Origin of the sequence: Acinetobacter portensis, from assembly GCF_009372215.1 — a bacterium.
GTDB lineage: Bacteria > Pseudomonadota > Gammaproteobacteria > Pseudomonadales > Moraxellaceae > Acinetobacter > Acinetobacter portensis.
In genome coordinates this window covers 1-9,446 of record NZ_LWRV01000007.1, presented here as the reverse complement: position 1 = coordinate 9,446, position 9,446 = coordinate 1, and the positions used below count along the sequence as shown (strand labels likewise).

Below are 9,446 nucleotides of genomic sequence, written 5' to 3'. Positions count from 1 at the left end.
TTGAAATGTCAACAGACCCTATTAATTCAACATCATCATCCGCCATTTTGACGTATTCATCACGTGGCTCTATGACATCTTGAGTTAACCACCATGTGTCCTTTGCATGTTGCTCCCAGTCATAATTAACAGCTTTGGCTTGGTAGGTTCCAATATGCTTTACTGCAAAGCCCCCTACATAAACATAAACTTCTCCTTGTGGTGCTACATTTACAATAATCTCATCATATTTATCGTGCATAACTCCTTGGCGAGTTGAGAATAAATCCAAAAGTTTTTCTTTATTTAATAAGCGAGTAAGCTCATCCTTTGGTAATTCAAACTCACCTCGCCAAAACTGATTTTCCGTAAATGAAAACCACATCACTTCTATTTTGGATGGAATTTCTGTTAATTCATTCGATGAATTTTGTACACCATGCCCTAACTGACCTGCAGTAGCATTACGCCCCCCAAAATGGGTAATAATTTCATTTTTTTCATTTAGCAACACTGAATGTGCATTGTTAAATTCAGAAATATATCCTGTTGGATAACCAATATAAACACCATATGTTTGAGTTTTCATTAAATCTTTTCCAAAACCATAAATTATGACTAAAAATAACAAAGGTAAAACTACATAATATTTTTTCATCTAATTATCGAAATCCTTTCGTAACTTTTGGTCTAGTTGGCTTTGAGTAATTCAAAGTACTATCTGCATTTTTAGTTTTATTTAATACTATCCCTTTATTATCTATAGCATTATAAGTTAGTGAGCTATGAATATATTCATTAAATATTTTTTTCATTTCCGCTTCTGCTAAAAATGGAACTTTATGACCACCTGTATTTTTTGTATAATTAGCCAATACATAATTTAAAGCACCATCATGAAACTTCTTTAAAAGACTTATATTTTTCATTTTTTTTAAGTTATCTAGATAATCAGATTTGTCTTTAAGCACATAATTCGCTTTTCTTTTGGCAATTTCATACATAATATTGCAAGGAATAAGCTGATAATGGAACTTAATGGTTCTATTGGCATATAACGCCATTTTAGGTACATATTTACCATTGATATCTAAATAGCTTCTTGTTTTCTCAATAATTTGTTTAGGTAAATAATACCCCTTATTGATAAACCAATCATAATCAATATATTCATTTCTTATTGGACTTAAATTTCCAATATTTAGTTGTTTTTCTTTAAACCCTAAAAATCTGTTTATTTCATCAGTGGTTTCAGAATATCCTCCTCCAATATCTGAATGTGCTCCAGGTAGGCTACATTCAAAACCTATACCATCCTTTATTGCACCATGTATAGGCGTGAGTGGAAAATGCTCTCTATAATCATTTTGTGCCGTAAGATGTGCAAGATAATTAATACCTTGTGGTTTACCAATATCAAGCCCCAATTCTTTTACATCATTATAATGCTCTAATGTGTCAGACGAAACTGTATCAAAAATACCCACAAAATTAATTTTGCATTTACTCCAATTCTTAAATGAAAAGTTTTTTAGAAGCCAACAAAAGTGTCTCGCCCAAGCTGCTCCTCGACTAAAGCCATAAACATTTAGAACAACTTTACTCTTATCTATTCTTCCTACAAGCTTATTTAAACTATTTATAGCTTCTTCAACTCTAGCAATACGACCTGTAGATGAACGAGCGAGACCTAACCCGAAACTATCATCTTTTTTTTCTTTCTCTGTCCCAGAGCCTTGAATATATATTTTTTTTACGTCGTTGAACTCTTGCATTGCCATAAAGAGCAATGCAACATTTGAATAATAATTTTCATAACTCACACTACCTTTGGGTGAGTTATTATTATTTACTCGGTGCGATGCTGTGTTGAATCTATTATTCCCCGTACCATCAAAAAACACATGAACGGTTAATTTTTCAAGTGTTGCTACTGTATAAGTTCCACCAGGGATAGTTGTTTTACTGGTTGCTAAAACTTGCTCACCAGGCTTCTTTTCATTCGTAATCAAACTTATATTCCTTTGAAGGCATATTTTATTTTTGTGATATTCGTCACAATTTACAACATATGATTTAGGAATGAAAGTAATCCCCGCTTTTTAATACCATAATTGCTTAGGCTATTTTATAAAAACCTAAACTATTGACTCTTTTTAAGGACTTAAACTTTTTTAATACGTGAAGTCCTTGTAAAATTTAGTACAATCTAACCAAACTGCAAATTGCTTATTAAAGGTTTAATTTACATGTCGGATCAGCACGATAAGCTCAAAAATCTTAAAACCTCTTCTATGGATCGACGCTTATCCATAGCTAAAGCGTCCTTACTTGCTGGTACTCGTTGGGCTGCTTCAAATGCGACATCTATTTTTTCAAGTGAAGAAGAAAAAGAAAAAAAACGTAAAAAAGCAACCAAAGAACAAGCTGATTATTTGGTTGCTGAAATTGGAAAATTAAAAGGTTCAATTGTTAAAATTGGACAAATGATGGCTTTATATGGTGAGCATTTTCTACCAGAAGAAGTGACTCAAGCTCTAAATACATTAAACAACCAAACCGTTGCCCTTGCATGGCCTGCAATTCAAGAACAACTTCAAGCTCAGCTTGGCGCAAAATTAAATGATCTTACGATTGATCAAGAACCCATTGGCACAGCTTCACTTGCCCAAGTTCACCGTGCAATCCGTAAGTCCGATGGTTTAGAACTGGTACTAAAAGTTCAATATCCTGGTGTTGCCGATGCTATAGATTCTGACATGAATCTATTTAAAAACATGCTTAAACTTACTCGAATTGTGCCGCAAACACGCGAATTCGACCAATGGTTCGATGAAGTTCGTGAAATGATGCATCGCGAAGTAAGTTACGACATTGAAGCAGAAACAACGCGTAGATTTGGCGAACGCCTAAAGGATGATAAGCGTTATCGCGTTCCAGAAATTATAGATGATTATTCTACCAACCAAGTGTTATGCATGACATTTGAACGTGGTGTTCCAATCAATAGCCCTGTCATGCTGTCTTTACCACAAGATCGTCGTAATAAATTAGGTGAAGCATCACTTGAAATTGCTGTTCGTGAAATCTTCGAATGGGGTGAAATGCAAACCGATCCGAACTTTGGTAATTATCTTGTTCGTTTAGGAAACGGTATAGATATTGAAGATAAAATTGTTCTTTTAGATTTTGGTGCAATTCGTCAATTCGATGAACACTTACTTTCTGTCGCTAAAAGCCTCATTCAAGCAGGTTATCATCACGATCCATTAGAGATGGTGAATGCAATGACAGGTTATGAATTCTTCGATTCAATTCCGCAAAGCATTAAACCTGATATGGCGAAAGTTTTTTTATTGGCGACGGAAGCTTTTAGCAGCCCTGAAAATAATGACAACTTACCTGAAGGCGTAATGGATGAAAATTACCGTTACGATTGGAAGAAAAGTATGTTGCATAGCCGTGTAATGCAACGTGCATCTAAGTCTATGGCTTCACGTTATTTCAGCGTTCCACCTAAAGAATTTATGTTTATTAGCCGTAAATTTATTGGTGCATATACCTTTATGACCGTCATTGAAGCAAAAACCAATGTTCGCGCAATGGTTGCCAAATACATTTAAGTTTTAAACTCAAACATTCTCATTATTTTAAAGTAGCAAATTTATGGGATTTTTATTTTATAAAATGATATAAAAATCCCGTGTCTATAAACATTTAAGTCTATTTCCTTTATGTACACTCTACGTCCTATTCAAATTAAAGATAACGCTCAACTTGCACAAATTATTCGTGAAGTTTCCAAAGAATTTGGTTTAGCTCCTGAAGCAGGTTTTGCTGTTGCCGACCCAATTTTAGATGACTTATATAGCGTATATTCACAAGAAAATTCGCAATATTGGGTTGTAGAAAATGAACAAGGTCAAATTTTTGGTGGTGGTGGTGTTTCACCTTTAAAAGGTGATGAAACCATCTTAGAAATTCAAAAAATGTATTTTTTAGCTGAAGTTCGTGGTTTGGGCTTTGCTAAAAAAATTCTGGAAAATGCTTTCGAATTTACTCAAAAGCAAGGTTTCAAATCGTGCTATTTAGAAACAACAAAAGAGCTTTGGCAAGCGGTAAAATTGTATGAAAAATTAGGTTTTGAGCATTTAACAGAACCCAAAGGAAATACAGGTCATAGTCATGCCTGTGAAATTTGGATGAAAAAACAACTCTAAGCTCTTACCATCATCCATATGCTTTCATTCTTTGTTTGTATATGGATGAATAATCGAATCATACAAGACGATTCCCCATCATTTAAACGCACTTTAACCCTTAAAATTGCTCAAAAATTAGTTTATTAATTACATTTTAATTCATCTGCTTAATTATAAAACGCTCGTTTTTTTTATTTCAATTAGAATTCAACTCTTTTTTATGATGACCGTACTTATTCATTGTAATAAGGCGGATTTTTGCCTTTATGCTTTCAAATCTCTCAGCAGGTTGGTTACTTACGATTGGTGTAATCGTGGGTATCTTATGTATTTTTATTTTTCGAAAAATTTATAATTTTACAGTCGATTTCTTTAAACCATTTAAAAAGGGAAAAACCTATTGGTGCAGAGTCACTGCGGTCAGCGATGGCGATACACTCACCTGCTATCGACTGAATTTAAGACGCTCTAAAACCAAAATTCGTTTTGCTTATATTGATGCACCAGAATCCAATCAAGAATATGGTGATGAAAGCCAAAAACTAGTTAAAAAATTAGTTTATCGTAGATTAATTCGTGTGAATATTACCGATGTTGATCGTTATGGTCGCTGTGTTGCGGTGGTCTATCGTAGAACACGTAATGTAAATGAAGAATTGGTGAAACGTGGCGCAGCTTGGGTGTATGAAGAATACATTAAAAATGCCAATAAACGTCAGCATTGGATGGCATTGCAAAATCAAGCGCAAAAACAAAAGAAAGGTTTATGGAAAAGCTCAAAGCCTGTTCGCCCAAGTGTTTATCGTAAACAGCATAAGTAACGATTTATATTAAAATTATTTATTTTTATGAAATATACAGATAGCAACCATCTGCATATCTCTTGATTATTATCTTATTTAAGCGTAAATTTAGCTTAATTTAGTTAACCAAGCTAACCAAAATGAATTCACTTCCAAAATTCCGTGCATCACTATTACAAACGGCACGTTTAATGAATGATGAAATTAATAATCTACTTTTACCTCATCAACTGAATAGTTCATTTTGGCAGGCTTTATACGTGATTCATCAAAAAGGTGGCTGCACATCTATTGAAATTGCAGACTATTTGAATGTTTCAAAGCCCTCTATTGCAAAGCGTATGAATGCTTTAATCGATTTAGAATTATTAGAACAAATTCCGACTGAAGACAAACGTCAAAAAAAATTCGTACTTAGCCCAAATGGTAAAATATTGTTTAAAACCTGCTCTGCACTTATTGATGATTTTGAATCTGAACTATTACAAGATTTTGCTCAAGATGACATTGTAGTTGCCAAAAATTTATTAAATCAGTTAAGCGACAAACTTATTCGCTCAAAACAAGGTCTTTAATATGAGCGATTTAAAACAACCTTTATGGACTAAAAATTTCATATTAGTCAGCGCAATTAACTTTCAATTGGTACTGATCTTTTATCTTTTGGTGATTGTGATTGTTGGCTATTCCGTTGCTGAACTTGGCGCATCTACAGCACAAGCAGGTTTAGTTTCAGGTCTATTCATTATTGGTACGCTCATTGGGCGTTTTTTAGTGGGTAAGTTTCTCGCACGATTTGGTCAAAAACTTACATTACTTTCAGGTTTAACAGGATTTCTACTGTTTTCTGGGCTGTATTTTATAAAATTTGATTTAGGCATGCTTTTGCTTGTTCGCTTTATGCATGGCTTTATGATGGGCGTAGCATCTACCGTGTTGGGAACCATTATTGCGCAAATTATTCCTGCAACACGGCGTGGTGAAGGTATTGGTTATTACAGTTTAAGTAGTACTTTAGGTACTGCAATTGGTCCATTTTTAGCAATTTGGATGATGCTACATATTGGTTATGAAGCAATTTTTGCCATTTCAAGTGTAATTGCTTTCACATGCTTAATTGTGGCACTTGGCATTAATATTCCTACGCATATCACATCGAATAAAGCTGTTTCTGTTAAATCTTATAAAAAAGAAAGTTGGTTATCTCAATTTATTGAAATTAAAGCCTTACCTATTGCTATGATTATGTTTTTAGCATCTATTTGTTATTCAGGTGTTTTATCATTTATCAGCTTTTATGCAAAAGAAGTAAATTTGGTTGAAGCTGCCTCTTTATTTTTTCTGATGTACGCCATTGCTATTATGGCTTCTCGCCCATTTACAGGTCCATTGATGGATCGTAAAGGTGAAAACATCATCATGTATCCTGCTTTTATTATTATGGCTGTCGGACTTATTCTACTCAGCTTTAGCCATGAATCTTGGATGTTATTACTCAGTGCTGCTTTACTTGGTTTAGGTTACGGTAATATTCAATCTGTTTGCCAAACAGTCGCTGTAAAAAGTACTTCTGTAGAACGCATGGGATTTGCCACATCTACCTTCTTTATTTTCTTAGATGCAGGCTTAGGTTTTGGACCATATTTCTTAGGGATCGCACTGAATTCAATCAGCTTTGCAGAACTTTATTTGTATAGCAGTTTTGCAGTCTTTACTTGTATTGCGGTGTATTACCTTTTACACGGAAAAGCTTCAGCAAAAACAAGAAAAGCTTAAATTTATAAACTAAAAAGAGGTCAATAGACCTCTTTTTTATTTCACATTTCAATAAATTATTTATTTAAATACCTTAAAACGCTCAGCATCATCTAAATATTCTTTTGTACGAGCTTCTCCTTCCACAGAGCCAAATACCAATTGCGCACGTAGTTGCCAGCTTTTCGGAATATCCCACTCTGCATGAACTTGTTCATCTACAATTGGGTTGTAATGCTGTAGCGATGCGCCTAAACCTTCTGTACTTAATGCCGTCCAAGTTGCAAATTGAGCAATAGCGGTTGAATGCTCCGCCCAAATTGGGAAGTTTTCCGCATAAGATGGGAAGCCTTCTTGCAAACCTTTTACTGTATCTAGGTTCTCAAAGAATAAAACAGTACCTACGCCTGCAGCAAATGTGTCAATTTTAGCCGCAGATTTTTCAGCTGATGCTTCATCTTTAGCGCATGCTTTTAAAGTTTCTTTAACAAAATTCCAGAACTTTTCATGTTCTGTATTAAATAAAATCACTGCACGTGAAGATTGTGAATTGAATGATGATGGACTTTGCTTAATCGTATTTTGAATCAAGTCTGTTAAATATTCAGGAGATTGTTCTACATTCTTACCAATGGCATAAATAGAACGACGTTTTGAAATGAGGTCTAAAAACTGATTCGACATTATAAAATCCTTAAATACGCTATCTTTGTTAGATAATTTTTCACACATTCAACAATGAAAATTTCATTGAATCTTCAACTATAACAACATAAGCAAAAACGGTTCTTTTTACTATTTTATTTTCTTTATATGCTTATATTTCAGCTCAATAAGCGTATTTATTTAAAAAAAATCCTCCATTTAGGAGGATTTGATTATTCTAAATTAAAGAGTTAACTCATTTAGAATTTTGCGTTTAATACATTTTCTGAAACTTTGCTTTTCCAAAGATCACGTAATACGGGTAAATAGAATTTTTCACCTAAATCTACCAATTCTGCATCAATGAATGCATTCACTTCGTGCATAAATAAATAGTCTAAATCTACTGATGAAAGTTTCACTTGTGACTTTTTGTATTCTTTCACTTTTTGCTGTGCTTTTTTCACTAAGCTATCTGCAAAAGATTTATCTTTATATTGTGAAATTGCATTTAAGCGTAATTCGATTACACCCCAACCACTCAATAACATTTTGAATGTTTCAAAGTCAGCAGTAGTCGATTCCCAAGTCATTTCATCTAAGTTTTCACTTTCAGGTAAAACTGGAAGTAATAGTTCCATTACACTTGGGAAAATCTTTTTGAAACTTAAAACAAATTTAACAGGATGTTCACCTGGATAATCTTTAAATTGAACCTTTTTTTGAACATCTGTTAAATAAATATCGAGCATTGAAAATTTCCTAAATTGATTACTGTTGTAAGTAGACAGCAGTAATTTAAAACGAGGCGCATTTTAACAATTATGGCGTACGAATCAAAGTAAAAAAGTCCGAACTTGAGACTTTGTTTTCTTTCTCCCAATAATTGTCATATATAAAAAATTCGATAAGCTATTTTGACTCAACCCAAATATCAATTTAGCTCTGTTAAATAATTCTTACAAAACTTTGAAAATAGCTTGTATTAAATTTCCATCATGTACACACCCAATAGCTAACAATAATATTAAAGTGAATTTTAATGTTATTTTTTATTACTTTATCGAGAAATTACTACTCACCATTAAATACATAACGTAAAATCAAATTTAATGCTTTCAATTAAAATCATCAATATAACCAATAAGTTCCAAAAATATTTACTATACAACCATCAAGGAATAAATATGAAAAATATTATATGTACAACTATAGTAGCGCTATCTTTTTCAGGATTTGCAAATGCAAATAATGGTGTTTATACATCATTAAAAGCAGGAATTAGTGATACTAAATTAAAAAACAATGAAATTAATTATAATACTAGTACAGCAACTGGTAGCGAAACTCACCAAATTGAAAATCAAACTAAAGCTATATATCCAAATATTGCAGTCGCTGTAGGTTACGACTTTAGTGCAATAAGTCCTGTCAATGTTCGAGCTGAATTAGAATATACTTACAAAGATAAAACCACATTTGATACAAATGCATCTAGTATCCGTACACATAACTCTTATACAGAAAATGTATCAACACCATATACAAATACATTAACAACTCAATCATTAATGTTAAATGGTTATTATGATTTTAAAAATCAATCAAAATTCACACCCTATATAAGTGCAGGTGTTGGTATGACTCGAATTAAAAATAATTTAAAAAATACAAACTACCCTGATAATGAATATTCTTTCTCAAAATCTGACAATCAATTCACATGGGCAGCTGGTTTAGGTATTGCTTATAATCTTTCACAAAATGTAGCTCTAGATTTAAGCTATCGCTATATTGATGCTGGTAAATTTGAGTTTAAGCATGATCATTCCGCAGTTGAGAACACCTTAGTAAATTTCAAACAAACATCAAATGATTTCGCTGCAGGTATTCGATATAACTTTTAAAACTTAAAAATAAAAAGCCCTCACATCGAGGGCTTTTTATTTTATTCAATATCACTTCACATTGGGTGAAATCATTTGCTCTGGTCTTACCACCTCATGAATATCCATTTGGAACGATATTTTTAAAATAATCCTTTAGGGTCTGTTGACATTTC

The 9,446-nt window shown here is 33.0% G+C and carries 10 protein-coding genes; 6 read left to right on the top strand and 4 right to left on the bottom strand.

The window, feature by feature from the left end; translation table 11 throughout:
• Nucleotides 1-637: DUF2931 family protein (locus A6M14_RS00725; RefSeq protein ID WP_152872866.1), on the bottom strand; the 637-nt coding region annotated here is incomplete at its 3' end.
• Between the two features lie 4 nt (nucleotides 638-641).
• Complete coding sequence (locus A6M14_RS00720) at nucleotides 642-1,991, bottom strand: phospholipase effector Tle1 domain-containing protein (RefSeq protein ID WP_152872865.1); 1,350 nt, start codon at nucleotides 1,989-1,991, stop codon at nucleotides 642-644.
• Nucleotides 1,992-2,228: 237 nt separating this feature from the next.
• Here A6M14_RS00720 and A6M14_RS00715 point away from each other — a divergent pair, with 237 nt between their 5' ends.
• From A6M14_RS00715 to A6M14_RS00695, 5 genes are all read left to right on the top strand, one after another.
• The gene (locus A6M14_RS00715; RefSeq protein WP_152872864.1) at nucleotides 2,229-3,602 is read left to right on the top strand and encodes an ABC1 kinase family protein; all 1,374 of its coding nucleotides are present in this window, start codon (nucleotides 2,229-2,231) and stop codon (nucleotides 3,600-3,602) included.
• Between the two features lie 111 nt (nucleotides 3,603-3,713).
• Nucleotides 3,714-4,199 (top strand): GNAT family N-acetyltransferase, encoded by a 486-nt coding sequence (locus tag A6M14_RS00710; protein ID WP_152872863.1) that lies wholly within the window; start codon nucleotides 3,714-3,716, stop codon nucleotides 4,197-4,199.
• 248 nt (nucleotides 4,200-4,447) lie between these two features.
• Nucleotides 4,448-5,002: a thermonuclease family protein gene (locus tag A6M14_RS00705; protein WP_152872862.1), complete on the top strand. Its 555-nt coding sequence runs from the start codon at nucleotides 4,448-4,450 to the stop codon at nucleotides 5,000-5,002.
• A gap of 122 nt (nucleotides 5,003-5,124) precedes the next feature.
• Complete coding sequence (locus A6M14_RS00700) at nucleotides 5,125-5,559, top strand: MarR family winged helix-turn-helix transcriptional regulator (protein ID WP_152872861.1); 435 nt, start codon at nucleotides 5,125-5,127, stop codon at nucleotides 5,557-5,559.
• Between the two features lies 1 nt (nucleotide 5,560).
• Nucleotides 5,561-6,760: an MFS transporter gene (locus A6M14_RS00695; RefSeq protein WP_152872860.1), complete on the top strand. Its 1,200-nt coding sequence runs from the start codon at nucleotides 5,561-5,563 to the stop codon at nucleotides 6,758-6,760.
• A 60-nt stretch (nucleotides 6,761-6,820) separates the two neighbouring features.
• Here the strand turns inward: A6M14_RS00695 and A6M14_RS00690 are convergent, their stop codons facing one another.
• A complete protein-coding gene (locus A6M14_RS00690; RefSeq protein ID WP_152872859.1) occupies nucleotides 6,821-7,423 on the bottom strand; it encodes a nitroreductase family protein in 603 nt (200 codons plus the stop codon).
• 221 nt (nucleotides 7,424-7,644) lie between these two features.
• Complete coding sequence (locus A6M14_RS00685; RefSeq protein WP_152872858.1) at nucleotides 7,645-8,136, bottom strand: hypothetical protein; 492 nt, start codon at nucleotides 8,134-8,136, stop codon at nucleotides 7,645-7,647.
• Between the two features lie 435 nt (nucleotides 8,137-8,571).
• Between A6M14_RS00685 and A6M14_RS00680 the strand changes: the two genes are divergently transcribed.
• Complete coding sequence (locus A6M14_RS00680) at nucleotides 8,572-9,291, top strand: outer membrane protein (RefSeq protein WP_163123867.1); 720 nt, start codon at nucleotides 8,572-8,574, stop codon at nucleotides 9,289-9,291.
• Nucleotides 9,292-9,446: the final 155 nt, after the last annotated feature.

Excerpts from the sequence above, each read along its gene's own strand:
- A6M14_RS00715 (WP_152872864.1), top strand. The coding sequence starts at position 2,229 with ATGTCGGATCAGCACGATAAGCTCAAAAATCTTAAAACCTCTTCTATG.
- A6M14_RS00710 (WP_152872863.1), top strand. The coding sequence starts at position 3,714 with ATGTACACTCTACGTCCTATTCAAATTAAAGATAACGCTCAACTTGCA.
- A6M14_RS00705 (WP_152872862.1), top strand. The coding sequence starts at position 4,448 with ATGCTTTCAAATCTCTCAGCAGGTTGGTTACTTACGATTGGTGTAATC.
- A6M14_RS00700 (WP_152872861.1), top strand. The coding sequence starts at position 5,125 with ATGAATTCACTTCCAAAATTCCGTGCATCACTATTACAAACGGCACGT.
- A6M14_RS00695 (WP_152872860.1), top strand. The coding sequence starts at position 5,561 with ATGAGCGATTTAAAACAACCTTTATGGACTAAAAATTTCATATTAGTC.
- A6M14_RS00690 (WP_152872859.1), bottom strand. The coding sequence starts at position 7,423 with ATGTCGAATCAGTTTTTAGACCTCATTTCAAAACGTCGTTCTATTTAT.
- A6M14_RS00685 (WP_152872858.1), bottom strand. The coding sequence starts at position 8,136 with ATGCTCGATATTTATTTAACAGATGTTCAAAAAAAGGTTCAATTTAAA.
- A6M14_RS00680 (WP_163123867.1), top strand. The coding sequence starts at position 8,572 with ATGAAAAATATTATATGTACAACTATAGTAGCGCTATCTTTTTCAGGA.